General features: G+C 65.6%; 19 protein-coding genes. 7 read left to right on the top strand and 12 right to left on the bottom strand.

Annotated features, from left to right (window positions below; all coding sequences use genetic code 11):
* Nucleotides 1–75: 75 nt before the first annotated feature.
* Nucleotides 76–2,991 carry a leucine--tRNA ligase gene (gene leuS / locus AD89_RS0116300; protein ID WP_025780584.1) on the bottom strand — a complete coding sequence of 972 codons (2,916 nt, stop codon included), beginning with the start codon at nucleotides 2,989–2,991 and terminating at the stop codon, nucleotides 76–78.
* 189 nt (nucleotides 2,992–3,180) lie between these two features.
* Here leuS and AD89_RS0116295 point away from each other — a divergent pair, with 189 nt between their 5' ends.
* Nucleotides 3,181–4,989 carry an AMP-dependent synthetase/ligase gene (locus AD89_RS0116295; protein ID WP_155807498.1) on the top strand — a complete coding sequence of 603 codons (1,809 nt, stop codon included), beginning with the start codon at nucleotides 3,181–3,183 and terminating at the stop codon, nucleotides 4,987–4,989.
* A gap of 37 nt (nucleotides 4,990–5,026) precedes the next feature.
* Here the strand turns inward: AD89_RS0116295 and AD89_RS20050 are convergent, their stop codons facing one another.
* Complete coding sequence (locus tag AD89_RS20050; RefSeq protein WP_155807497.1) at nucleotides 5,027–5,206, bottom strand: hypothetical protein; 180 nt, start codon at nucleotides 5,204–5,206, stop codon at nucleotides 5,027–5,029.
* Between the two features lie 22 nt (nucleotides 5,207–5,228).
* Between AD89_RS20050 and AD89_RS0116290 the strand changes: the two genes are divergently transcribed.
* The 3 genes from AD89_RS0116290 to AD89_RS0116280 all read left to right on the top strand — a co-directional run bounded on the left by AD89_RS0116290 (nucleotide 5,229) and on the right by AD89_RS0116280 (nucleotide 9,098).
* Nucleotides 5,229–6,272, top strand: coding sequence for a glutathione S-transferase C-terminal domain-containing protein (locus AD89_RS0116290; protein WP_025780581.1), 1,044 nt, complete (start codon nucleotides 5,229–5,231; stop codon nucleotides 6,270–6,272).
* A 305-nt stretch (nucleotides 6,273–6,577) separates the two neighbouring features.
* Nucleotides 6,578–7,615 carry a YhjD/YihY/BrkB family envelope integrity protein gene (locus AD89_RS0116285; RefSeq protein WP_025780580.1) on the top strand — a complete coding sequence of 346 codons (1,038 nt, stop codon included), beginning with the start codon at nucleotides 6,578–6,580 and terminating at the stop codon, nucleotides 7,613–7,615.
* Between the two features lie 55 nt (nucleotides 7,616–7,670).
* A complete protein-coding gene (locus tag AD89_RS0116280) occupies nucleotides 7,671–9,098 on the top strand; it encodes a glyceraldehyde-3-phosphate dehydrogenase (RefSeq protein ID WP_025780579.1) in 1,428 nt (475 codons plus the stop codon).
* A gap of 287 nt (nucleotides 9,099–9,385) precedes the next feature.
* Here AD89_RS0116280 and AD89_RS0116275 read toward each other — a convergent pair whose 3' ends face one another.
* From AD89_RS0116275 to AD89_RS0116235, 9 genes are all read right to left on the bottom strand, one after another.
* Nucleotides 9,386–9,973 carry a hypothetical protein gene (locus tag AD89_RS0116275; protein WP_025780578.1) on the bottom strand — a complete coding sequence of 196 codons (588 nt, stop codon included), beginning with the start codon at nucleotides 9,971–9,973 and terminating at the stop codon, nucleotides 9,386–9,388.
* Nucleotides 9,970–10,935 (bottom strand): D-2-hydroxyacid dehydrogenase, encoded by a 966-nt coding sequence (locus AD89_RS0116270; protein ID WP_025780577.1) that lies wholly within the window; start codon nucleotides 10,933–10,935, stop codon nucleotides 9,970–9,972. Before AD89_RS0116270 ends, AD89_RS0116275 begins: the two co-directional genes overlap by 4 nt.
* The gene (locus AD89_RS0116265; RefSeq protein ID WP_025780576.1) at nucleotides 10,877–12,673 is read right to left on the bottom strand and encodes an MDR family MFS transporter; all 1,797 of its coding nucleotides are present in this window, start codon (nucleotides 12,671–12,673) and stop codon (nucleotides 10,877–10,879) included. The genes AD89_RS0116270 and AD89_RS0116265 overlap by 59 nt, the downstream gene beginning before the upstream one ends.
* A gap of 11 nt (nucleotides 12,674–12,684) precedes the next feature.
* The gene (locus AD89_RS0116260; RefSeq protein WP_025780574.1) at nucleotides 12,685–13,329 is read right to left on the bottom strand and encodes a TetR/AcrR family transcriptional regulator; all 645 of its coding nucleotides are present in this window, start codon (nucleotides 13,327–13,329) and stop codon (nucleotides 12,685–12,687) included.
* Between the two features lie 78 nt (nucleotides 13,330–13,407).
* Nucleotides 13,408–15,456, bottom strand: coding sequence for a DNA primase (gene dnaG, locus AD89_RS0116255; RefSeq protein ID WP_025780573.1), 2,049 nt, complete (start codon nucleotides 15,454–15,456; stop codon nucleotides 13,408–13,410).
* Between the two features lie 3 nt (nucleotides 15,457–15,459).
* Entirely contained in the window at nucleotides 15,460–16,767 is a 1,308-nt protein-coding gene (locus tag AD89_RS0116250; protein WP_025780572.1) for a deoxyguanosinetriphosphate triphosphohydrolase, read from the bottom strand.
* Between the two features lie 2 nt (nucleotides 16,768–16,769).
* Nucleotides 16,770–17,957 carry a tRNA dihydrouridine synthase DusB gene (gene dusB, locus AD89_RS0116245; RefSeq protein ID WP_025780571.1) on the bottom strand — a complete coding sequence of 396 codons (1,188 nt, stop codon included), beginning with the start codon at nucleotides 17,955–17,957 and terminating at the stop codon, nucleotides 16,770–16,772.
* A 110-nt stretch (nucleotides 17,958–18,067) separates the two neighbouring features.
* Nucleotides 18,068–19,771 carry an ATP-binding cassette domain-containing protein gene (locus tag AD89_RS0116240; RefSeq protein WP_025780569.1) on the bottom strand — a complete coding sequence of 568 codons (1,704 nt, stop codon included), beginning with the start codon at nucleotides 19,769–19,771 and terminating at the stop codon, nucleotides 18,068–18,070.
* A gap of 234 nt (nucleotides 19,772–20,005) precedes the next feature.
* Nucleotides 20,006–20,554, bottom strand: a complete 549-nt coding sequence (locus tag AD89_RS0116235; protein ID WP_025780568.1) for a helix-turn-helix domain-containing protein — start codon at nucleotides 20,552–20,554, stop codon at nucleotides 20,006–20,008.
* Between the two features lie 61 nt (nucleotides 20,555–20,615).
* Here AD89_RS0116235 and AD89_RS0116230 point away from each other — a divergent pair, with 61 nt between their 5' ends.
* Complete coding sequence (locus AD89_RS0116230) at nucleotides 20,616–22,004, top strand: L-lactate permease (protein WP_025780567.1); 1,389 nt, start codon at nucleotides 20,616–20,618, stop codon at nucleotides 22,002–22,004.
* A gap of 19 nt (nucleotides 22,005–22,023) precedes the next feature.
* On the opposite strand, the gene AD89_RS0116225 is transcribed toward AD89_RS0116230, so the two are convergent.
* The gene (locus AD89_RS0116225; RefSeq protein WP_025780566.1) at nucleotides 22,024–23,352 is read right to left on the bottom strand and encodes a M24 family metallopeptidase; all 1,329 of its coding nucleotides are present in this window, start codon (nucleotides 23,350–23,352) and stop codon (nucleotides 22,024–22,026) included.
* Nucleotides 23,353–23,778: 426 nt separating this feature from the next.
* On the opposite strand from AD89_RS0116225, the gene AD89_RS0116220 reads away from it, so the two are divergent.
* Together AD89_RS0116220 and AD89_RS0116215 are read left to right on the top strand one after the other, a co-directional pair.
* Nucleotides 23,779–24,264: an Lrp/AsnC family transcriptional regulator gene (locus AD89_RS0116220; RefSeq protein WP_025780565.1), complete on the top strand. Its 486-nt coding sequence runs from the start codon at nucleotides 23,779–23,781 to the stop codon at nucleotides 24,262–24,264.
* Nucleotides 24,261–25,652, top strand: a complete 1,392-nt coding sequence (locus AD89_RS0116215) for an aspartate aminotransferase family protein (RefSeq protein ID WP_025780564.1) — start codon at nucleotides 24,261–24,263, stop codon at nucleotides 25,650–25,652. Before AD89_RS0116220 ends, AD89_RS0116215 begins: the two co-directional genes overlap by 4 nt.
* Nucleotides 25,653–25,675 lie beyond the last annotated feature (23 nt).

Here is a 25,675-nt window from a genome sequence, read left to right as displayed (position 1 = left end):
AGGGGCGCCGCCGTCCGGCGCCCGTACCCATGCAGTCTCCCAGATGCTGTGTTACGGCGAAGTATCGGCCGGGTCTCAGGCGTCGGGGACGATGTTGACGAGCTTAGGGGCTCGCACGATCACCTTGCGCACTCCGGCGCCGCCGAGGGCCTTGACGGCGTTCGGCGATTCGAGCGCCAGCTTCTCGAGCGCTTCTGCGGTGATGTCCGGGGCCACCTCGAGCCGTGCGCGCACCTTGCCCTTGACCTGGACCACACAGGTCACGGTCTCGGCGACGAGGTGGTTCGGGTCCGCCTCGGGGAAGGCCGCATAGGTAACCGTCGACTCGTGCCCGAGACGTGACCACAGCTCCTCGGCCAGGTGCGGCGCGAAGGGCGCGAGCATGATCGTCAGCGGTTCGAGGACGTCCCGGGTCGCACCGCCCTGCTTGGTGGCATGATTGGTGAGCACGATGAGCTTGGAGATCGCGGTGTTGAACCGCAGATGGTCCATGTCCTCGCGCACACCGTCGATGACCTGGTGGAGGACCTTGAGCGATTCGGCGTCGGCTGCGCCGTCTGCGACCACGGACTCGCCGGTGGTCTCGTCGACGAAGAGCCGCCACACGCGCTGCAGGAACCGCTGCGCACCGACGACGGCGCGGGTGTCCCAGGGACGGTCCTGCTCCAGCGGGCCCATCGACATCTCATAGACGCGGAAGGTGTCGGCACCGAAGGCGTCGTACATCTCGTCGGGCATGACGGAGTTCTTCAGCGATTTGCCGATCTTTCCGTACTCCCGGTTGACCTGTTCGCCGCCGAACCAGAAGGTCAGCTCACCGTTCGATTCGGTCCTCTCCTCCACCTCGGCGGCGGGAACGTAGACACCACGGGAATCGGTGTAGGCGTAGGCCTGGATGTATCCCTGGTTGACTAAGCGGTGGAACGGCTCGGACGAGGAGATGTGCCCGAGGTCGAAGAGGATCTTGTGCCAGAAGCGGGCATAGAGCAGGTGGAGCACAGCGTGCTCCTGCCCGCCGACGTAGAGGTCGGCGCCGCCGCGCGGCTTCGAAGCCCGCGGTCCCAGCCAGTACTTCTCGTTGGCGGGGTCGACGAGGCGGTCGTCGTTGTGCGGGTCCGCGTAACGCAGCTGGTACCACGAGGATCCGGCCCAGTTGGGCATCGTGTTCGTCTCACGCTGGTAGGTCTTCGGACCGTCACCGAGGTCGAGTTCGATGCTCGTCCATTCCCGGTTCCGGCTCAGCGCCGGTTCGGGACGGCTGTCGGCATCGTCGGGCGCGTAGGTCCGCGGTGCGAAATCGTCGACTTCGGGCAGCTGGACGGGCAGCATCTCGTCGGGCAGGGCGATGGGGGTGCCGTTCTCGTCGTAGACGATGGGGAACGGTTCGCCCCAGTAGCGCTGGCGGGAGAACAGCCAGTCGCGCAGTCGGTACTGAGTGGACTCGGTGGCCAGCCCCTTCCCGGCCAGCCATTCGGTGACCCGGGCCTTCGCCGCGTCGATTTCGAGGCCGTTGATGTCGATCTCGGCATTGGCCGAGTTGATCATCACGCCGGTGCCCGTGAACGGAGCGTCCTCATCGTGGTCGGCCGGCGGCTGCACGGTGCGGATATAGGGCAGTCCGAAGGTCTTCGCGAAGTCCCAGTCACGGGCGTCTTCGGCGGGTACGGCCATGATCGCTCCGGTGCCGTAGCCCATGAGCACGTAGTCGGCGATGAAGATCGGAACCTGCGCACCGGTGGCCGGGTTGAGCGCATAGGAGCCGGTGAAGATGCCTGTCTTCTCACGGCTCTGCTGCCGGTCGGCGTCGGTCTTGGCCGCGGCGGCTCTCTGGTAGGCGGCGATCGCCTCGGCGGGGGTGGCCTCTCCCCCGCGCCAGGACTCGGGCGTGGACTCGTCCCAAGCGCCTGCGGTCAGGTCGGCGACCTGCGGATGTTCGGGGCTGAGCACGAGGTAGGTGGCGCCGAACAGAGTGTCCGGGCGGGTGGTGTAGACCTCGATGTCGCAGGTCTCATCACCGGCGACGGGCAGGCGCAGCAGGGCGCCCTTCGACCGGCCGATCCAGTTGACCTGCATCGCGTGGATCGCATGCGGCCAGTCCAGCACGTCGAGATCGTCGATGAGACGGTCGGCGTAGGCGGTGATCCGCATGTTCCACTGACGCAGCCGGCGGGTGAAGACCGGGTAGTTTCCGCGTTCGGACAGGCCTTCGGCGGTGACCTCCTCGTTGGCCAGCACGGTGCCGAGTCCCGGACACCAGTTGACCGGGGATTCGGAGACGTAGGCGAGGCGGAAGCCCTGCAGGACGTTCTCCCGCTCGGCCGGACTCAGATCCGACCAGGCGCGACCGTCGGGGGTGGGTCGCGCACCGGAGGCGAACTGTTCGATGAGTGTGTCGATCGGACGAGCCGCGCCCTTGGCTTCACCATCGGGGGTGGTCGCCTCGGAGTCATACCAGGAGTTGAAGATCTGCAGGAAGATCCACTGCGTCCATTTGACGAATTCGTCGTCGGTCGTGGCGAAGCGACGACGCACATCGTGGGCCAGGCCCAGACGACGCAGCTGCTCGGTCATGTTCGCGATATTGGCGTCGGTGGTGATGCGCGGGTGCTGACCGGTCTGCACCGCGTAGAGATCGGCGGGCAGCCCGAAGGCGTCATAGGACAGGGCGTGCATGACGTTGTGTCCGCGCATCCGCTGGTAGCGGCCGTAGACGTCGGTGCCGAGGTAGCCCAGTGGGTGGCCGACGTGCAGTCCCGCACCGGAGGGGTACGGGAACATGTCCATGATGTAGAGGGACTCGCGTCGGCTGAGGTCGGCAGGCGGACCGTAGGGCGACGAAGCGTCCTGGGAGTCGAGCTCGCCGAGGTCTCCGGTGGGGTTCGGGGTGTGGAACGTGCCCGATTCGTCCCACGTGCGCTGCCAAGACTTCTCGATCTTTTCGGCCAGCGCCGCGTCATAGCGGAAACCGGTCTCCTCAGGGTTCGTCGTCATTACCTTCCTTCGCTGAACAGACGTGAGCGGGTTCTGACCATCGTACTCTGAACGCCCCCTGATTCGACTTGGTTAGACTGCTCACAGGTCAGCGGACGCCGGTTATCTCGGCAAACGTGATCGATTTCACTGAGACCCGGCCGAACTGTAAGATAACCGAGCAGTAACTTACGTCCTCGAAGGAGACTCATGAGCTCAACGACCATGCCGCAGTCGTCAACACCCGTCGTCGGTTTCGAGGTCGATACCGCCTCGTCGACCACCGATATCTTCCTCAGCACAGTCGCTGAGAACCCCACTCGCCCTCTGGTCGCCAAGCCCGACGGTGACGGTTGGGACGAACTGACCGCAGCCGAATTCCTCGCAGAGGTCAAGGCAGCCGCGAAGGGACTCATCGCCTTGGGTGTGGGAGTCGGTGACCGGATCGCGATCTTCGGCCCCACCTCCTATGAGTGGACGCTCAGCGACTACGCCATCTGGTATGCCGGCGGGATCTCCGTGCCGTTCTACGACACCTCCTCGGAGGCACAGCTGAGCTGGATGCTCACCGATGCCGACGTCACCCGTGGGCTCGTCTCCTCGCGCGACCATGCCGATCGGGTGCGTGCCGCGGCCAAGGCCGCCGGACGCGACGAGCCGGCGCTGCGGGTCTGGGACGACGGCGCTTTCGCCGATCTCACCGAGGCGGGCAAGGACATCAGCGACGATGAGCTCGAAGCCGCCCGCTCGCAGGTCGACGCCGATTCCGTTGCCACGATCATCTACACCTCCGGGACCACCGGCAAGCCCAAGGGCTGCGTACTCACCCATGCGAACTTCGTGCAGACTTCCCAGGCCGCGCGCCACCAGATCCCCAGCGTCCTGGACACGAACATGCGCTGCCTGCTGTTCCTGCCGCAGGCCCACGTCTTCGCCCGGTTCATCGAGGTCCTGGCCATCAGCAACGGTGCTGTGCTGGCGCACCAGTCGGATCTGACGAAGCTCACCGATGCCATGGGCAGCTTCCGCCCCTCGTTCATCCTCGGTGTGCCCCGTGTCTTCGAAAAGGTGTTCAATTCCGCGCTGGCGACCGCTCAGGCAGGCGGCAAGGAAAAGATCTTCCGCCGTGCCGAGCAGGTCGCAGTCGCCTACTCGAAGGCGCTCGACACCGGCAAGGTGCCGACCGCCCTCAAGCTCCAGCATGCCTTGTTCGACAAGCTCGTCTATTCGAAGCTGCGCGCAGTTATGGGCGGCAACGTCACTCACGCGGTCTCCGGCGGCGGCGCACTCGGCTCTCACCTCGGCCACTTCTTCCGCGGACTGGGCATCATCGTCCTCGAAGGCTACGGACTCACTGAGACCACGGCACCGATCACCGTCAACATTCCGGAGAAGTCGAAGATCGGAACCGTCGGCGTTCCGCTGCCGGGCGTCTCGGTGGCCATCGCTCCCGACGGTGAGATCCTGGCCAAGGGCGTGCCGGTCTTCCGCGAATACTGGAACAACCCCGAGGCCACGGCCAAGGAGTTCCACGACGGCTGGTTCGGCACCGGTGACCTCGGCTCACTCGACGACGACGGGTATCTGACGATCAACGGCCGCAAGAAGGAGATCATCGTGACCTCCAGCGGCAAGAACATCGCCCCGGCTCCGCTCGAAGATGTGCTGCGGCGCCACCCGATCATCGGCCAGCCGGTGCTCGTCGGCGAGAACCGCAAATTCGTCTCGGCGCTGATCTTCCTCGATTCGGAGATGCTGCCGGGCTGGCTGAAGAACCACAATCTGCCCCAGATAAATCTACGCGAAGCTGCCGAAGACGATGCGATCCGGGCCGAAGTGGCCAAGGCCGTCGAACAGATGAACAAGACCGTCTCACGTGCCGAGGGGGTCAAGAAGTTCACAATCATGCCGATCGAGCTCAGCGAGGACAACGGCTACCTCTCCGCCAAGCAGTCGGTCAAGCGTCACCTCATCAACAAGGACTTCGCCGCCGAGATCGACGCGCTCTACGCCGCCTGACGAACAGCCGCTGCCGGCAGGGGCACAGACACTGAACTCAGCCTGCGGGGTACGGCCCGGGCACGGACTCCAACGGTCCGTCCCGGGCCGCCGTCGTTCCGCCTCGGCGGCGGATGGACCCTTCCCTGGCCCGGGAGGACGGGGCGACGGTGACGGCGGGCCGCCTCGGCGCGGGCTTGCCTCTGCGTCGTAAGCTGAGGTCAGAAGTCGCACTCATCGATCTCTTTGGAGGCAGCGTCATGTCCGAGTCCACCGATCACACTCCCAGCTACGTGACCGAAGGCGCGGCGTTCAACCGCGATACGAACTACATCGACGATCGCATCCTCAACGATCCGAACGCTCAGTGGCCCGTCGAACCGGGCCGGTATCGCCTCGTCGCCGCCCGCGCCTGCCCGTGGGCGAACCGGACGATCATCGTCCGTCGCCTCCTCGGGCTCGAGGACGCCATCTCCCTCGGTCTGCCCGGCCCCACCCACGATGCCAGGTCGTGGACGTTCGACCTCGATCCGGGCGGGGTGGATCCGGTGCTCGGCATCGAACGGCTGCAGCAGGCGTTCTTCGCGCGCTTTCCGGACTATCCGCGCGGAATCACCGTGCCTGCCGTCGTCGACGTGCCCACCGGCGTCGTCGTGACCAACGACTTCCCGCAGATCACGGAGGACTTCTCCACTCAGTGGACCGACTACCACCGCGCAGGCGCCCCGAATCTCTGGCCCGAAGAATCCCGGGAGGAGATGGAGAAGGTGATGCGCCATATCTATACGGAGATCAACAACGGGGTCTACCGCTGCGGCTTCGCCGGTTCCCAGGACGCCTACGATGCCGCTTTCGATCGCCTCTTCAACGCGCTCGACATCGTCGAGGATCGGCTCAGCCGGTCACGGTTCCTCATGGGTGAGACCATCACCGAGGCGGATGTCCGACTGTTCACCACGCTCGTACGCTTCGATCCCGTCTACTTCGGTCACTTCAAGTGCAATCGGCAGCCGCTCACGGCGTTCGAGAACCTCTGGGGCTACGCCCGCGACCTGTACCAGACGCCCGGCTTCGGCGACACGGTCGATTTCGCACAGATCAAACAGCACTACTACATCGTCCACCAGGACGTGAATCCGACGCAGATCGTGCCCAAGGGCCCCGATCTCTCCGGTTGGCTCAGCGATCACGGCCGTGACCGGAAGTTCGGCGGATCGCCGTTCGGCGACGGGACGGCTCCCGGACCGGTCAAGCCCGGCGAAGAGGTCGCTCCCGCCCATACGGCATCGGCCTGGGTGAGCTGACTCACGGGCGAGCCGCTCCCTCGAGGAGCCGATGCGCTGCTGGTCCTGGCGCCCACCCCGGCCGAGAGGACATCCGCCACAGCTGAGCCGGAAGGCAGACTGCCGGTGAGCCCACCTGTGGCAGCGGTCGCGACAGCGGCGGCGACAGCGGCGAGAGAGTCCGGATCAGGGTTCGGCATGGCCAAAAGTCCGGATAAGGGCGCGGCCCGCCGCTCACAGTGCGCTCACAGCGGTTAGTGTGGAAACGAACACCTCAGACCGGATTACGAACGCACCGTGCGGATACTCATCGAAGGAGCACACACGTGGCACCTGCCAAAGTACTGGCCTCACGCAACACCGTCGCTGAGGTCGGCCACAATGCCGTCAACAGACCCGGGCCCGCCCACCTCGTGCGCGCAGTCCAGCGTTTCGGACAGCGCCTGGGCAATCAGTTCGGTGCCGCGATCACCTATTTCCTCGTACTCGCGGTCATGCCCATCGCCATGGTCAGCCTCGCGAGCATCGGCTTCGTCCTCGACGTCGCCCGCCCCGAGCTCCTCCCCGAGGTCACGAAGCAGATCGAGACGTTCGCAGCAGGCAACGAATCCCTGGCCGAGCAGCTCGAGAGCTACCTGCTGCAGTGGCAGGCGGTCGGAATCATCGGTATCATCACCGGCCTCTACACGGGGCAGGGATTCATCGGCAACCTCGGCGCCGCGGTGCGAGCCCAGCTGCACGACGACTTCGACGATGCTGTGCCGGAGAAGTCCTTCGTCAGCAAGGTCCTCAACAACGTGATCACTCTCATCGGCCTCATCATCGGGCTCCTCCTGGCCGTGGCGCTCACCGTCGTCGGCACCGGTCTGCGCTCGATGATCGTTGACTTCCTCGGGCTCTCCGGCATCGCCGCAAGCATGCTGTTCATCGTTCCGGTCGTCCTCACCTTCGGCGCCGCCTGGATGATCTTCTGGTTCCTGTTCACAATGCTGCCGGAGAGGCCGGTGGACAGACAGGCGAAGAACCGCGGCTCCCTCATCGGCGCGACCGCGTTCCTCATCCTCATCAACTTCTCCACCGTGCTCGTCAACCTCTTCTCCGGAAACAAGGCCGCCGGTGTGTTCGGCTCGATCATCGCGATCATGCTCACGCTCAACGTCTTCGCCCGCATCGTCCTGTTCATCGCTGCGTGGATCGGCACGGCGAAACCGCCGCGGTCGCGTGAGGAGGAGCCGGAATACCGGTTCGTCGAACCGAAGGTGCAGGCGCAGAGCCTCGGCGCACTCATCACCGGCGCGGGAATCGTGGCGCTGACCCTGCTCGGCTTCAAGCGATTCGAGGAACGCCGGTCCGATCGCGAGTAGGCGAGACGGTAGACTGTGGGCGCATCCGTTTCAACTGACCGAGGGGACACGACCTTTGACTGACGCTACGACTGCTCGCCTGGACGATTGGGCGAAGAAGCAGACCGCCGCCGAAGAACTCATTCCGCTAGTCGGACGCCTGTACCGTGAGAACGACGTGCTGCTCACCCTGTTCGGGCGGTCACTGCTGAATAAGTCGGTGACCGGCATGATCAAGGCGCACCGCTATGCTCGCCACTTCCTCGGCGAAGAGCTCGACATCCAGATCACCCACCGCATCGTCAAGGCGCTGTCGGGGCTCAACCTGGCACCGGCCCGCATCGATCTGGGCCGCCTCATCGAGAAGCTCGATGATCCGAACGCCGATGTCGATGCCTTCCTCGCCTCCGAGCTCGCCGATGTCGTCGAATCTCAGTCCGGCAAGGGTGAGGTCCGCGATATCGTCCTCTACGGCTTCGGTCGCATCGGTCGTCTCCTCGCCCGCATTCTCATCGATCGTGCCGGCGGCACCGGTATGCGTCTGCGTGCCATCGTCGTGCGCCGCAATGGAGAGAACGACATCGTCAAGCGCGCCTCCCTGCTGCGCCGCGACTCGGTCCACGGAGCCTTCGACGGCAGCATCGTCGTCGACGAAGAGAACAGCACCATCCAGGCCAACGGCACCCTCATCCAGGTCATCTACTCCGATGACCCCTCCGAGGTCGACTACACAGCATACGGAATCAACGACGCCATCATCGTCGACAACACCGGAAAGTGGCGCGACGACGAGGGCCTGTCCAAGCACCTCGCCTGCCCCGGTGCGTCGAAGGTCCTGCTCACGGCTCCCGGCAAGGGCGATGTGAAGAACATCGTCTTCGGAGTCAACGACGATGCGATCCTCGGTTCGGACACGGTCGTCTCGGCCGCCTCGTGCACGACGAACGCGATCACCCCGGTGCTCAAGGCCATCAACGACAAGTTCGGTGTCCGCAACGGCCACGTCGAGACCGTCCATTCGTTCACCAACGATCAGAACCTCATTGACAACTTCCACAAGGGCTCCCGCCGCGGCCGTGCGGCCGGGCTGAACATGGTCCTGACCGAGACCGGTGCCGCCAAGGCCGTGGCCAAGGCTCTTCCGGAGCTGGCCGGGAAGCTCTCGGGCAACGCGATCCGCGTACCCACCCCGAATGTGTCCATGGCGATCCTCAACCTCAACCTGGACACGGCCACCTCGGTCGACGAACTCAACACGTTCCTGCGCGAAGTGTCGATGCATTCGCCGCTGCGCAACCAGGTCGACTACGTCACCTCTCCCGAGCTCGTGTCCACCGACCTCGTCGGCTCCAAGCGCGCCGGTGTCGTCGACGGTCTGGCCACGATCGTCGACGAGGACCGCGTCGTCGTCTACGTCTGGTACGACAACGAATTCGGCTACTCCTGCCAGGTCGTGCGCTGCGTGGCCAAGATGGCCGACGTCGACGTCCCGGCCTTTCCCTGATATCGATATCGCCGAGGCGGCCTGCCGCAACGCTCGGATGAGCGTTCGATGACCGGCTGAGACAGGTGCCCGGAGTCTCACGACTCCGGGCACCTTCGTCATTCACGTCCGTCGCCGTCCCCGCCGGGCCTCGCGCCAGTGGTTCAGCACATCCTCAGCACCATCCCGCACCCTGGGCCGCATACCCTCTGCTTCGTGCCGCAACCCCGTGGGAACGGCAGAACCTCCCGCAGGAACGGGAGGTTCTGCCGGTTTCGGGATGGTCATTCAGCAGCGGGAGGAGTCAGTCACTCCGCGGCATCGGACTCCATGGCTTCATGCAGCCAGATCGGCGTGAAACTGGCGAACCGGTCAGCCAGTTCGTCGTCGCTGTCGAGGATGACGGCGAGTCGATCATCGGCGTTGGCCAGCTCATTCGCCCAGATGGGCCCCAGACAGGCCAGCAGCAGGCAGGCGATGACGACGGCGCCGGCCAGAATCGGCGTCTCGGCCCACAGCAGGATGCCGAACAGGATCCCGACGACAGCGAAGCCGAGGGCCACGGCGAGTCCGGCGTCGCGCGTCCGCGGCGCCTTGGCCCGCGCCGGACGGGTGGCCGCGATCGAATCGAGCACGTCCCGGTTGATCCGCGTCCAGGCGATGATCGCGCCCAGCGCACAGACGATGCCGATCATGATGAGGCTGAATGCCGAGAACAGCAGCACCGCATCGATGTGATCGCCTTGAGCCTGGACGGCGGCCCCGAGTCCGGCGACGAGCATCGCCAGGGCGAGCACCAGCATGCTCAGCAGACGGGCACGGCGCACAGCGATGAGTTCGGCGATCGCCCTGGCCAGGAACGCCCGCTGCGCCGCAGGGTCATCGGCTTGACTCACCGCACGTACCCGAGCTTCTTGTCCACGGTGTGCGGGAACTGCTCCCCGGCCAGATACGCCTCGAACAGGCGATGGAACTGCTCGGCCAGTCGCATTCTCCACCCGTTCGTGTCTCCGCTCATATGCGGGGTGATGATGACATCGTCCATCGACCACAGAGGATGGTCGGCCGGCAGCGGCTCTTCGTCGAAGACATCGAGCCCGGCTCCGGCGATCTGCCCGTCGCGCAGGGCGGTGACGAGTGCGTCGGTGTCGACGGTGTCTCCGCGTCCGACATTGATGAATACGGCGGTGTCATCCATGGCGGCGAATGCCTCGGTGCCGATGAGCCTCTCGGTCTTCTCCGTCAGCGGTGCGATGTCGATGACCCAGTCGAATCCGGCCACATGCTGGGGCAGGGCGGCGGAGTCGATGACCTCACCGAAGTCGGCATCGCCGCTGCGGGCGCGCGACCCGGCTCCGGTGACCTCGATGTCGACGGCCGTCAGCAGGCGGGCGATGCCCCGGCCGATCGCACCGGTGCCGACGATGAGCGCCTTGGTTCCGGCGATATCGCGGGTCGACCGGCGGTTCCACTTCCCCTCCGCTTGGTCGTTGAGCGAGCCGATCGAGCTCTTCGCATGCATGAGGATGTAGCTGAGGACGAACTCGGCGATCGGTCGGTCGAAGATCCCCCGGGCGTTCGTCACCGTCACCGGCGAGTCGACGAGCTCATCGAAGAGGAGCGAATCGACGCCCGCCGCGGCGGCATGGACCCAGTCGAGCCGGTCGGCATGTGCATAGGCGTCCTTGAGTGCGGTGGAGAAGAAATCCCACATCAGCAGCACATCGGTGCCGGGCAGCGCCTGGGACAGGGTCGACGCCTCGGCGATGCGCAGTTCGATCCCGTCCCGCTCCCCCAGATCAGTGATCAGTTCGGGGATCTCGGTCCCGGGTGCGTTGAGTATGGTCAGTACCGTCATTCCTCGGCTCCTTGGACAGTGGGCTTTCTGCCACACTAACCGATGAAGCCTCGACCGGGGTGGAAACCGACGCGGACACGGCCCCCGCATTCTCTGCTGCGACGTCGAGGCTCTCCCGCTTCGCCGGCTCGTTCTTCAGCGTCTGCGCCAGCGGAGTGTTGGGCAGGAAGCAGAGGAAGACGAAACCGAGGACCGCCAGCGGAGCCACCCACAGGAACAGGGGCACGAGGGCATCGTTGTAGGAGGTGATGATGAGCGAATGCATCGGCTCCGGCAGCTTCGACACGATCTCCGGGGTCAGCCCGGTCGAGGAGACCTTGGGCATGTGACCCTCCGGGGAGGCCTGGGCGATCTCCGTGATTCCGGACTTGATGTTGTCCATCAGCCGCTGGGTGAACACGGAACCGATGAAGGCCATGCCCAAGGTGGCGCCGACCTGTCGGAAGTAGTTGTTCGAGGCGGTCGCGGTGCCGACCATGGACACCGGGAAGGCGTTCTGGACGACGAGGACGAGAGTCTGCATGCTCAAGCCCAGTCCGAGTCCGAGCAGCGCCAGGCAGCCGATGGTCTCCCAGGCCGAGCTCTCGGCCTTGAGCTGGGAGAGCAGGACGAGTGCGGCGGCCATGATGAGGATGCCGGTCAGCGGGTACTTCTTGTACTTGCCGGTGCGGGAGACGATGAATCCGACGAGCGTCGACGACACGAGCATGGTGCCCATCATCGGCACCATCATCAATCCCGCGACGGTGGCATCGATGCCGTGGACCATCTGCAGGTAGGTGGGCATGTAGGAGAGCACACCGAACATGCCGATGCCGACGAAGAGACCGGCGATCGTGCACAAAAGGAAGTCGCGATTGGCGAACAGGTGCATCGGAATGACCGGTTCGCTGACCTTGAGTTCGACGAAGACGAAGGCGACTGCAGCGATGATTCCGGTGACGATGAGCCCGTTGATCTGCCATGATCCCCATTCGTAGTCGTGTCCGCCCCAGGCGGAGGTGAGCACGATGCAGGAGGTCACGATGGACACGAGCGCCATGCCGATGACATCGATCTTCGGACGCTTGCCTGCGCCCTTGTCATGCTTGGGCACCTTGAGGAACACGGCGGCGGCGATGAGGGCGATGATGCCGAGCGGGAAGTTGATGGCGAACGCCCAGCGCCAGCCGGGCCCTTCGGTCAGCCAGCCGCCGATGAGCGGTCCGGCCACGGACGACACGGCGAAGGCCGAGCCCATGATGCCCATGTACTTGCCGCGTTCGCGGGCGGGGACGACGGAGGCGATGATCGACTGTGAGAGGATCATCATTCCGCCGCCGCCGATGCCCTGGAGCACGCGGCCGAGGATCAGCGTCGACATCTCGTTCGCGACGAGGGCGAAGACCGATCCCAGCAGGAAGCAGCAGATGGCGAACATGAACAGCGGCTTGCGTCCGAACAGGTCACCGACCTTGCCGTAGACGGGCATCATGATCGTCGAGGCGAGCATGAATGCGGTGGAGACCCACAGCATCTGGTCGACGCCGTCGAGTTCGCCGACGATGGTCGGCAGCGCGGTCGCCAGCACCGTCTGATTGAGGGAGAACATGAACATCGCGATCATCAGGCCCACGAAGAGCAGAATGATCGCCGAGGTGGCCATCGGCTCGGTCTGTGAGCCGGGTCCCGCTGCTGCGGAGTTCTTCGAGGTGGTTGCCGTCATCGCCTTCTCATCGGTTTCGTGGTTGCTTCTCATCACAGCTTTCGTCATTGCAGTCGGTCCAATACCTTGCGGAACAGGCTCAGGGAGTCTTCGAAGATCGCTGGGGTTCCGCCTTTGCCCTCGACCGCTTCGGGATCGGCCTTGATCGTCTGTCCCGCATGATTGAGCGGGACGCGGCAGAGTTGGGTGAGCATGCGCGCGCTGCGCCAGGCAGAATCCTCGGAGGAGAACTCCTGGCCGAGGTGGCGCAGTCGGTCGAGCACGTGGCCGGTGACGATCTCTTCGAGTTCTTCGGCCCGGTCGAAGCTCTTGCTCACGATTTCCGGATACAGGGCGAAGAGACGGCGGCGCCGAGCCGGAAGTTTGGGATCGACGGAGCCGACGAGCAGCGCTTCGCGGACGAAGCGCGCCGTGTCCTCGGCCAGCGTGTCGAGCCCGGCAGGGCTGTGGACGTAGTCGAAGGCAAGGCCCTCATCGACGCTGACCTCGGATCCGAGGCCGACGATCGCGTCCTCTTTCGTCTCGAAGTAGTTGAAGAAGGTACGCGTCGACACCCCCGCGTCTGCGGCGATGTTCGCCACGGTGGCGCAGGCCAGGCCGTCTTCGAGGACGCGGGTGATCGCCGCCTCGTGGAGGGCGCTGCGGGTCAGCCGCGCCTTTTTCGAGCGCAGGGATTCTTCAACGGGCATACGTCCATTTTGCACCAGGTGCAAACTTTCACCAACTGCAAATATGCAATTGTGCACTATTTCACTGTGTGCAGTGTTCTACATCAGCGTCTTCAGCCTCGCCCGGTGCTGTTCGAGGGTCTGCAGCTGGCCGAGCAGTGCGGCCTGGCCTGCTCCGTCGGCGGTGTCCTGGCGCTGCAGGCGGGAGTGGAGTTCCTTGGCGATGCGTTCGAGGTCGTAGTCGAAGAGGCGGGCGACGATGCCGCGGGCGAACCGGTCGATCCCGTCCCCTTCGATCACCGGCAGCGGGGTCACGAGCAGCTGAGCCACATAGGGTCTGAGGTCCTCGTCAGCGGCGTCGAGGACGCGCTCGGCCCATTTCGACTGGGCGGGGCCGGCGGCACCCAGTCCCCCGGCTTGTCTGATCGCGTCCTGGATCCGCCGGTAGCCGGGGTGTTCGAAGGCCTTCGCGGACAGCGAGTCGAAGAGCTTCGCATTCACCACCTCCGGATGTTGGAGGGCGACCATGAGGGCGCCCTTCTCCGTCTTCAGCCGGGCAGGGCTGATCGGGGCCGAGAGGTTCGAGACGTCGGGGCGTTCCTCGTAGACGTATTCCAGGCTGCGTTCGTCGGAGGCCTCGCCCGCCGAGGCGGGCCCGGGTTCGCGTGCGCCCCCGGACGGGGCGTGCCCCGGTCCGGTTCCGGCACCGGTTCCCGGGCCGGGTGCGGCTGACGTCGAAGCCGCAGGGGCGGTCGGCGTCGGCGGCGGACCGTCGCGGTAGGACGACTGGCGGGCGGGCGCCTCGGCGGGCCGTCTGTTCTGCTTCGGCTGGCGGGCCGCGGTCCGGACCGCGGCCTCCACCTCATCGATGTCGACGCCGATGCGGCCGGCGACGAACCGGTAGTAATGCGAAAGACTGTTTCGGTCGCGGACGTCGGTGAGCACCTCGGCGGCGGCGCGGACCGCGGAGATCCGACCTTCGACGGTGTCGAGGTCGAAGCGGGCGATCGCGGTGGTGATGACGAATTCGAAGAGCGGCTTGCACCCGTCGATGAGTTCGCGCAGGGCCGCGTCGCCTTTCCGCATCCGCAGGTCACAGGGGTCGAGGCCGTCGGGTTCGACGGCGACGAAGGTCTGGGCGCTGAACAGGCTCTCGAATTCGAAGGCCTTGAGTGCCGCCTTCTGACCGGCGGCGTCGCCGTCGAAGGTGAAGATCACCTGTCCGGTCGGGTCGTCGCCGAGGAGGCGGCGGATGATCTTCACGTGTTCGGCGCCGAAGGCCGTGCCGCAGGTGGCCACGGCCTGGTCGACTCCGGCGAGGTGGGCGGCCATGACGTCGGTGTAGCCCTCGACGACGACGACGCGCTTGGTCTTCGCGATCGACTTCTTCGCCAGATCGAGCCCGTAGAGGACCTGGTTCTTGTGGTAGAGCGCGGTCTCCGGGGTATTGAGGTACTTCGGTCCCTTGTCGTCGTCATAGAGTCGGCGGGCGCCGAAGCCGATGGTCCGGGCCGTCATATCCTTGATCGGCCAGATCACCCGACCGCGGAACCGGTCGTAGATTCCGCGTCCGCCCTCGCTGGCCAGGCCGCCGGCGAGGATCTCCTCATCGGTGAAGCCGGCCCGGCGCAGATGGGTCGTCAGTCCATCCCAGGATTTCGGGGCGAAGCCGATGCCGAACTCTCGGCTCGACTCCGCGGGGAAGCCGCGGCCGGTGAGGAAGTCGCGTCCGATCTGCCCGGCTTCGGATTCCAGAGCCTGGGCGAAGAAGCGCCCGGCGACTTCGTGCATCTCCAGCAGTCGCTGCCTGCGGCTGGCCTGTTCCCGGTCGGGTCCCTTCCCGTCCTCGTAGCGCAGATGCATTCCGGCCTTGCCGGCCAGGGTCTCGACGGCTTCGACGAAGCTGAGCTGTTCGACCTTCTGCAGGAAGGTGAATACATCGCCGGACTCACCGCAGCCGAAGCAATGGTACATCCCGACCTGGGGGCGCACCGTGAACGAGGGAGTCTTCTCGTCGTGGAACGGGCACAGACCCTTGAGCGATCCGATGCCTGCGGTCTTGAGGGTGACGAATTCCCCGATCACCTCGTCGATGCGGGTGCGGCTGCGCAGTTCGTCGATGTCCTCGCGCTTGATGAGTCCGGCCATGGTCTAGAGCCGATCCTCCGCTCCGGCGTTGAGGTGGTGGTAGAGAGCCCAGGCGGAATGGTCGGTCAGGGAGGCGATCTGGTCGACGATGACGCGCCGCCGTGCGGAGTCGTCGGCGGCCTCGGCGTGGTCGGCGCGGAACATCGGATCGAGCTTGTCCGGTGACTGCGAATACCATTCGGCGAGTTCGTTGATGACCGCTGCCTGGATGTCATGGAGTCGCAGTCGATCCTCGGCGACCATCACCGTCAGTGTGGCCATGCCCTTGAGCACGGCGATCTCGACGGTGGTCGTCTCGGGCACGACGAGTGAGGCGGAGTATCGGGCGAGTGGTTCCCACCCGAATTCCTCACGGGTCGCGGATTCCGCGGCACCGACGAAGCGCCCGATGAGCTGACTGGTCATGTGTTTGAGACCGGCCTGAGCCCGACGGGATCCGTCGAAGGCCTCCTTGGGCCAGTAGGCGGCGGCCTGCAGTCGGCCGAGCGCCTTGTCCATCTCCGCATCGGTGGTCTCCGGCAGATACCACTGACGAGTGATGTCGAAGAGTTCGGTCCGGCGGTCGTCGGCGGCGAAGTCGACGAGGTCGAGGTGTCCCGCGACGATGGCATCCTCGACGTCGTGGACGGAGTACGAGATGTCGTCGGCCAAGTCCATGACCTGGGCTTCGATGCATCTCTGGCCGTTGTCGATGCCGTCGCGGTAGAAGTCGAAGACAGCACGGTCGTCATCGTAGACACCGAATTTGCGCACCCCGGAGTCGCGGCGACCGGCCGTGGCTTCGGCTCGCGGCCACGGGTACTTCGTCAGTGCGTCGAGGCTGGCGCGGGACAGGTTGAGACCGGCCGGTCGACCGTCGTCGGCGATGACCTTCGGTTCGATGCGGGTGACCAGGCGCAGGGTCTGGGCGTTGCCTTCGAAGCCGCCGATGTCGGCGCACAGGGCATCGAGGATCGTCTCTCCGTGGTGGCCGAAGGGCGGGTGTCCGAGGTCGTGGGACAGGCAGGCGGTGTCGACGATGTCGGGATCGCAGCCGAGGTAGCGGGCGAGTTCGCGTCCGACCTGGGCCACCTCGAGGGAGTGGGTGAGGCGGGTGCGGACGAAATCGTCCGTGCCCGGGGACACGACCTGGGTCTTCGCACCGAGGCGGCGCAGGCCCGAGGAATGGAGGACGCGGGCACGGTCGCGCTGGAAGGCCGATCGTCGTGGATTCTTCGCCGGTTCGCTCACCCACCGCTCCTCGTCCCAGGGCGAGTAGACCGCCACGGTACCCGTCCGCACCGAGGTGCGCGGGTGAGTGTCGAAGGGCATTCTCATCCTCCTGAGATGTCGAGTTCGGCCTCCGACAGCAGCGACTTCCCGCTGGGATCGAAGATGCGGGAGTCCAGCCAGCCTTCGGGCAGGTGCGGCTTCTTCGGCCGGGTGGTGCGGCCGCGGGACCCTTCGGCGGCTGCTCCCGGATAGGGGGCGTCCTTGTCGAGCTGGTCGAGCAGTCCGGCAAGTTCCTCGAGGGAGGAGACCATGGCCAGCTGACTGCGCAGCTCTCCTCCGACGGGGTAGCCCTTGAAGTACCAGGCGATGTGTTTGCGCAGGTCACGGACGCCGAGGAATTCGTCTTCGAAATGATCGACGAGGTACTCGCCGTGTTTGTACACGGCTCGGGCCACCTCGGCGAGGCCGGGACGGTGGCGTTCGTCGCTGCCGTTCAACGCGTTCGCGAGGTCGCCGAACAGCCACGGCCGTCCCTGGCAGCCGCGCCCGATGACGACGCCGTCGCAGCCGGTCTTGGCCATCATGTCCAGGGCATCCTCGGCGGCGAAGATATCACCGTTGCCGAGCACCGGTACGGTGTCGCCGAGGTGGTCCTTGAGCCGGGCGATCGCGTCCCAGTCCGCAGTCCCCGAGTAGAGGTCCGCGGCGGTGCGGCCGTGCAGTGCGACGGCGGCGACGCCGGCGTTGCGAGCGGTTTCGGCGGCGTCGAGGAAGGTCGTGTGGTCGGCGTCGATGCCTTTGCGCATCTTCACCGTCACGGGTACGTCCCGGCGGGCCGCCTCGGTGACGGCCGTTGTCACGATGGATTTGAACAGGTCCTGTTTCCACGGCAGCGCGGAGCCGCCGCCCTTGCGGGTGACCTTGGGCACGGGGCAGCCGAAGTTGAGGTCGATGTGATCGGCCCGGTCCTCCTCGACGAGCATCCGCACGGCCTGGCCCATGGTCACCGGGTCGACTCCGTAGAGCTGGACGGAGCGCGGGGTCTCATACGGTTCGTGGTGGATGATGCGCATCGTCTTCGGATTGCGCTCGACCAGCGCCCGGGTGGTGACCATTTCGGTCACGTACAGGCCGGCTCCGTATTCGCGGCACAGGCGGCGGAAGGCGGTGTTCGTGATTCCGGCCATGGGCGCGAGCACGACGGGCGAGGACAGCTCGATGGGCCCGATGCGCAGGGCTGTTTCGAGCTTCGGGGATGCGGTTTCTGGGGCAGGGCTGATGACACTCACGCAACCATTATCCCAGTCAAGTCAAAATCGCACATTCGTCTGCCTCTCCTCACTCGATCGCGTTCGGATTCCAAGCCGGCGCAAGCCCGGCGTCCCGCTATCGTTCCGGCTCATCCGTTCACCTCAACGACTTCGGTGCGCAGAAATTCCCGCACGTCCCATTCGGTGTCGACGGAGAGTTCGGCGGCGAGCCGGTCGTCGTGGGTGACGATCACCATGGCCCCGCCGAATCCTTCGAGAGCGGTCACCAGCGCTTCGAGCGACGACAGGTCGAGATTGTTGCCCGGTTCGTCGAGGATGAGCAGCTGCGGGGCCGGGTCCTGGAGGAGTCCTGAGGCCAGGGCGACGCGGAAGCGCTCCCCACCGGACAGGGTCTGACAGATCTGGCCGGTGCGTCCGGCGCGCAGGCCCATGGCCGCGAGCACCTCGTGGACGCGGTGCGGGTCGAGCTGCGGATTGCCTGATCGCACCGCCTCCATCACCGTCAGCTCCCCCGGCAGTCGGTACTGCTGGTCGAGGTGAGCCGTCGGTGCGGAGACGGTGATGTCGAGGTCGCCGAAGAGTTCGGCGATCGGCGGACCGGTTTCGGCCCCTGCATCTCCCCCGGCTGTGTCGCCTGTGTCCTCGTCCAGTCCGTCCTGGCTGTTCTGGCCGTCCTGGCCGTTGGCAGCCGCCAGGATCGCGGCCAGCAGGGTCGACTTGCCTGCCCCGTTCGGTCCGGTCAGTCGGATCCGTTCGGGACCGACGATCGTCTGCGGTCGTTCGGACTTCGCCGAGGCGGCCGTGGAGATCTCGAGGACCCGTTTGGTCGCGTGAACCTGGGTGTCCGGCAGGTCGAGGCGGACGCTTGAGGACCGGCGCAGCGCATCCTTGGCGTTGGTGAGTTGGTCCCGGGCCGCGGCTTCGTCGGCGGCTTTGTCGCCGCGTCGTTTGGCCGCTGACTTCTCTGCGAAGTTCGTCAGTCCGTTCATCACAATCTTCGGTCGGCGTTTGTTCTCTTTGTCCTTCTTGGCCTTGCGGTCGGCTCGAGCGAGCTTCGTCTCCAGTTCGATCCGCTGACGCTTCTCGATCTGGTGGGACTTCTTCGCGTCGGTGACCTTCTGCTGCTTCGCCTCCTCTTCCGCGGCGACCATGGCTTCGTAGTCGTCGAAGTTCCCTCCGTAGACCCGCAGTCGGTCGGTCATCTCGATGATCGAGGTCATATGCGTCAGCAGCGTGCGGTCGTGGGAGATGACCAGGGTCGGACCGCGTCGGTCGGTGAGCAGCGTCGTCAGCAGCGCCCGTCCGTCCTCATCAAGGTTGTTGCTCGGCTCATCGAGGATCAGCCAGGTGTCACCGACCAGTGCCGCTCGAGCCAGTCCGATGCGCGTGGCCTGCCCGCCGGAGAAGCTGCTCAGACTCCGGTCGAGGTCGCTGACACTCAGCTGCAGACCGAGTTCGGACAGCGCAGCCAGGGCCCGCTCTTCGATGTCCCAGTCGTCGCCGATGAGGTCGAAGTCGGCGCCGGTCGCTTCTCCGGCCAGGGCGCGGCCCAGTGCTTGCCGGACGGGGGCGATGTCCAGTGCGGCGTCGACCCGCTGCGTCGAATGCGGCAGCAGCTGGTCGATGTAGACGGCGCCGTCGGCGCCCGTGACGGTTCCCGCCGAGGCGCGCAGCCGACCGGCGAGGATGCGGGCGAAGGTGGATTTGCCGATCCCGTTGTCGCCGACGAGTCCGACGAGGTCGGCAGGGATGGTGGCAGTGAGTCGGGAGAAGATCTCGGTATCGTCGCCGAGGCGGTAGTCCAGTTCGGACACAGTGATGGCTGTGGACATAAGGGTCCTCATTTCGTGTACGCAGAAGCGCTGCGGGCCCGTGGCACCCGCAAGTCACGGCATGAGGATTCACTTCACAGCAGAGACGTCTTTCGTCGGAAATGGAACATAACAATGATCGCCGAGGCGCCTCGCCCGGTCAAGACCACTCCTTATTGCTACCTGGCGGCGGCCCAGCAACCTCGCGCGAGGTTGTTGTGCCGCCGTCAGGTAGCAATAAGGGGTGGGGCGGGTTCAGACGATGATGAGCATGAGTTCGGCGGGTTCGTCGTGGGGATTGGCCAACTGGTGCGGTACGTCGCCGGGCGCCTGGGCACAGTCGCCGGAGTGCAGAGTGGTGCGGCGGTCGATGGTGACGATTTCGATGCTGCCGGTGAGGACGAAGAAGCGCTCACGCGATCCGCTGCGGTGCGCGGCGAAGGCCGAGGTCTCGCTGCGCGGGTCGAGACGGTAGTGGACGACGTCCATGTTCTCGATCGCCGACGGCAGGTCCCGACGCCAGACGCCCTTGCCGAAGGTCGACGTCGTGGGGATCGCCTCGCTGCGAGTGATGGTGACCTCCGGCGCGGCCAGGAGCTCGCCGACGTCGACGCCGAGAGCCCGGGAGAGGCCCATGGCGTTCGAGACGGAGGTGTCCTGCTCACCGCGTTCGATCTTCGACAGAGCCGCGCGCGACAGTCCTGCCCGGACCGCGAGCTCGTTGAGGGTGAGGTTGTTGAATTTGCGCCGTGCTCTGATGCGGGCACCGAAGACACGTGCGCCGAGATCCTCTTCTTTCACCATTGGAGCATCATAAACTATTCTTGGATCGTAGAATCACCTCTCACAAAGGAAACACATTTCCATGGCGGCAGTGCTGGCTTTCACACCGATCCTCATTGCCATTCTCTTACTCCTGCTCAAGCAGAGGTCCTGGGTCGCGGCCCTGGCCGGAACGGTGCTCGCGGCCGGTCTCGTCGCCGTCGCCTTCCCCACCCCCGCCTCGGTGCTGGCCGCATCGGGAATCGACTACTTTCCGCTCATCCTCGAGGTCGCGCTCATCCTGCTCTTCGGCATGCTCCTCGCCCGGCTGCTCGAATCCGCCGGCTCAATGTCGCAGATCTCGGCCTGGGTCGAAGCACTGTCACCGAGTCGCCCGCTCGGGGTCGCCCTCGTCGTGTTCGGGATCGTGCCGTTCGCGGAATCGGTCACCGGCTTCGGCATCGGAGTCACCGTCGGGGTGCCGATCCTCACCCACCTCGGCTGCACTCTGCGGCAGTCGGCGATCCTCGGCCTCCTCGGCCTCATCGCCGTGCCGTGGGGCGCCCTGGGTCCGGGCACCACTGTCGCGGCGGCGTTGGCCGGACTCGGCGTCGACGAACTCGGTCTGGCCACGGCGTGGATCAATGCGATCCCGGTCATCATCGTCGCGATCGCGGTGGTCGCGATCTTGCGCCCGTCTGCCGCCTCGGCGCTGGGAATCATCGGTGCCGGCGCCCTCATGTGGGCGGGGATCCTCGCCTCCAGCCATGTCATCGGCATGGCCCCGTCGGGGATCATCGGTTCGCTCATCGTCATCATCGTCCTCGGTGCGCTGTTCATGATCGGCACGCAGACCACCGGACTTTCGCGCAGCCTCGGCGTGGCCGTACTGCCCTACGGGGTGCTCACGGTCGGTCTGCTGTCGGCACGGGCTCTGCATGCCGGCCTGCCGTCGACCATCACGCAGATCATCGCCTCTCCCCCGTTCTGGCTGGCCGCCGCGTGCGCCATCGCCGCCGTCAGCGTCGCCGGCAGACGCGCCGTCACCGTTGCGGCCGTGCGTTCTTGGGTTCCCATCGGGGTGGGCACCGCCGCATTCATGCTCATGGGCTGGATCATGACGACGACGGGGATGAGCGAGGCGATCGGCTCACTGCTGCCGGCCGGTCTCATTCTGCTCACCCCGTGGCTGAACTCGATCGGCGCGGTGCTCACCGGGTCGAACACGGGGGCGAACTCGATGTTCACCGGCACGCTGACCGCGGCCGCGGCATCGTCGCATGTCTCGGCGCTGCCGGTCGTCGCGGCCGGAAACGCGGCCGGCTCGCTGGCCGCTCTCGCCGCTCCGCCACGGGTGGCGATGGCCGTGCAGATCGCGGATTCGGCGGCACCCGCCTCGGCGAAGGACATCTCCTGGGTGCAGGGCCGATCACTCGCGGTGGCCGGGATCAATGCCCTGGCCCTCGGCCTGTGGATCCAGTTCCTCGCCTGAGGAGCCGACGTTCCTCACCTCAGACGCGAATGATCTCACGGGGGAAGTTCGTGAACGGCTCGCAGCCGGTGTCGGTGATGAGCACCGGTTCGGACAGTTCGATTCCATAGCCGTTCATCCACATGCCGCCGATGAGGTGGAAGGTCATTCCCGCTTCGAGGATCTGGTCGTCCTCGGTGCGGATCGAGATCGTCCGCTCGCCCCAGTCGGGCGGGTAGCCGATCCCGATCGAGTACCCCAGGCGACTGGGCTTTTCGAGCCCTGACAGCGCCAGCACCCGATTCCAGGTGCGGGCGAGTTCCGCGGTGGGCACCTCGGGAGCGGCAGCCTCGAGGACTGCCGACAACGCTTCGGCGACGACCCCCTCGAGGCGGACGAGCTCCTGCTTCGGCTTACCGGTCACAGCCGTCCTGGCCAGGGGGACATGGTAGCGGCGGTGGACACCGGCGAGTTCGATGCTCACCGATTCATCGCGCTCGAACGTCCGATCGGTCCAGCTCAGGTGCGGGGTGTCCGCGCTTTCGCCGGTAGGCATGAGCGGGACGATCGAGGGGTAGTCGCCCCAGACTCCGTCGCCGCCCCTGGTCTGAGCTTCGGAGATCGCAGCGGCCACCTCGTTCTGACCGACTCCGACGCCGATAGTGCCCAGTGCCGCGTCCATGGCCGCGGTGGTCACCTTCGCGGCTTTGCGCATGAGCGCGACCTCCGCCGGAGATTTGACCGCGCGGATCCAGTTGACGAGCTCGAAGGAGTCGACGAGGCGCCATTCGGGCACACCGTTGACGAGCGCACGGAAGGCTCGCGGGGAGAAGAAGTGCGAATCCATCTCGACACCGACCGGCATGGTCGCTGCTCGGGCGACCTCCCACCGCTGGCGCAGGGCGAAGGCGACCCAGTCGAAGGGGTGGATGTGGGGGCGCTGCACATAGCGTTCGGGATAGCCGACGATATCCTCGGGCGGCAGCCATGAGGTGTGCGAGGCTCCGCGGGCGTCCATATCGCGCATGAACAGCGTCATCGGCCCCGACGACGGCACGAACAGCAGCTGCGGGGTGTAGAAGGACCACGCGTTGTAGCCGGTCAGGTAGTAGATGTTCGCCGGATCGGTGACGATGAGGGCCGCCAGTCCCTGGTCGAGCATGCGGTTGCGCACCGATGAGATCCGACCGAGGTACTCCTCGGCGCTGAACGACAGTTCGTTCGCGCCGATCGTATCGACCTCGCCGGGGACCGGCTGCGGGCGCGCCCTGACCTCTTTGCCGGCCTGCCCCTGCTCGGCTCCGGGACGCATCCCATACACATCCGGGCGATTATCCTCGCCACCGTAGAACAGCTCACCCTCATTCATGATCCCAGTGTGGTGACCCCGCTCACATACTGTCAATCACTGCCGCCGCGCGTGTTGCCGACGGCCCGCCGATCCGCGCGTCGGCGCGGATCCGCGCGCTCTCGCAACGACGATTCGCAGTGCTCCTCAACCGGGATTCGGACGGCCGCCGAGGGCGGGCCCCGCGATCCCCGAACGACCGACCCGCTCGGCCCGCGAACGGCGGACCCGGGCGCTCGGCGCACAGCCGATTCGAGCGGTCACCACCGGCGGATCCGGGCGGCCGCGGAAACGACACTCGGCACGGATACCCGTCGGCCACCTCGGCGATTTCTGACGAATCCAGAACCAAACAATTTCAGTTTCGACGGAATTCGCAAGCGAAACAGCGCATTTCAGCAGATTCGGTGATAGATTGTCCTGAGACGCACATCACGGAGGTGAAGAATGGACCCGCTCCTGCCGAACGGCAGCGGTTCCCGACTGGGGAACCTCGACGAGAAGTCCAAGGCGATCATCGTCGAACTGCAGCACGACGGACGGAAGTCCTATTCGGCCATCGGCAAGTCCGTCGGCCTGTCCGAGGCCGCCGTGCGCCAGCGGGTGTCACGGCTCATCGAGTCGGGTGTCATGGAGATCGTCGCCGTGACCGACCCGCTGAGTCTGGGATTCGCCCGGCAGGCGATGGTGGGGCTGAAGGTCCGCGGGGACATCTCCGCGGTCGCCGAGCAGCTGCACGACTACGACGAGATCGACTACCTCGTCGTCACCGCCGGTTCGTTCGACCTGCTGGTCGAGATCGTGTGTGAATCGGATCGGCATCTGATCGAGTTCGTCAATGAGGAGCTCCGCTCGATCGATGCCGTCGTGGATACGGAGCTCTTCATGTACCTCTCACTCGAAAAGCAGAAATACAACTGGGGGACGCGATGACAGAGAATGTCACCAGGGCCGGCACTCCTTATCAGGATGCCATCCGCAACAACGTGTGGATGCACATGTCACCACACCAAGCACTGTTCAACGGTGGTGAGGCGCCGGTCATCGTACGCGGCGAGGGCCACCACATCTTCGACGACAAGGGCAAGAAGTACCTCGACGGTCTCGCCGGCCTGTTCACCGTCCAGGTGGGTCACGGTCGTGAGCAGATCGCGAAGGCGATGTACGACCAGACACTGAAGCTGCCGTTCATGCCGCTGTGGTCGTATGCCCACCCGCAGGCGATCGAGGTCTCGGAGCGTTTGGCCAGCTATGCGCCGGGCGATCTCAACCGGGTCTTCCTCACCTCCGGCGGCGGCGATTCGGTCGAGTCGGCGATGAAGCTGGCGAAGAACTACTTCAAGCTCGTCGGCAAGCCCGGCAAGCACAAGATCATCTCGCGGGCCACCGCCTACCACGGCACCCCGCACGGCGCGCTGTCGGTGACCTCGCTGCCGGGTCTGCGTGAGCAGTTCGCTCCGCTGGTCCCCGGGGCGCACAAGGTGCCGAACACGAACTTCTACCGGGCACCGGAGCACCTCGCCCACGATGAGAAGGCCTTCGGCCGCTGGGCCGCCGACCGCATCGGTGAGGCCATCGAGTTCGAAGGTGCCGACTCCGTGGCCGCCGTCTTTCTCGAGCCCGTGCAGAACTCCGGCGGCTGCTTCCCGCCGCCTCCCGGATACTTCGAGCGGGTCCGCGAGATCTGCGACGAGTACGATGTGCTGATGGTCTCGGACGAGACGATCTGCGCCTATGGTCGCATCGGCGACATGTTCGCCTGCAACGACTTCGGCTATGTTCCCGACATCATCACCTCGGCCAAGGGCATCACCTCCGGCTATGCACCGCTGGGCGCGATGATCGCCTCCGATCGTCTCTTCGAGCCCTTCGGTCCCGGCGGCGATGAGACCTTCTACCACGGCTACACCTTCGGCGGTCATCCCGTCGCCTGTGCCGCCGCGATGGCGAACTTCGACGTCTTCGAAGAGGAGAAGCTGGGCGACCACGTGCACGAGAACGCTGCGGCGTTCAAGTTCACGCTCGAGAAGCTCAAGGACCTGCCGATCGTCGGTGACGTCCGCGGTGAGGGATTCTTCTACGGAATCGAACTCGTCAAGGACAAGGACACGAAGGAGTCGTTCACCGAGGAGGAGTCCGAGCGGATCCTCAAGAACTTCGTCTCGGCGAAGATGTACGACAGCGGTCTGTACTGCCGCGCCGACGACCGCGGCGACCCGGTCATCCAGCTCTCGCCTCCGCTGACCGTCGGTCAGAACGAGTTCGACGAGATGGAGCAGATCATCCGCGGCGTCCTCGAGGAAGCCTGGACAATGTTCTGACCTCCTATTGCTACCTGACGGCG

Origin of the sequence: Brevibacterium sp. VCM10, from assembly GCF_000583215.1 — a bacterium.
Lineage (GTDB): Bacteria > Actinomycetota > Actinomycetes > Actinomycetales > Brevibacteriaceae > Brevibacterium > Brevibacterium linens.
Note: the sequence above shows the minus strand (reverse complement) of the source record. Positions and strands in the feature narration are given on the sequence as shown.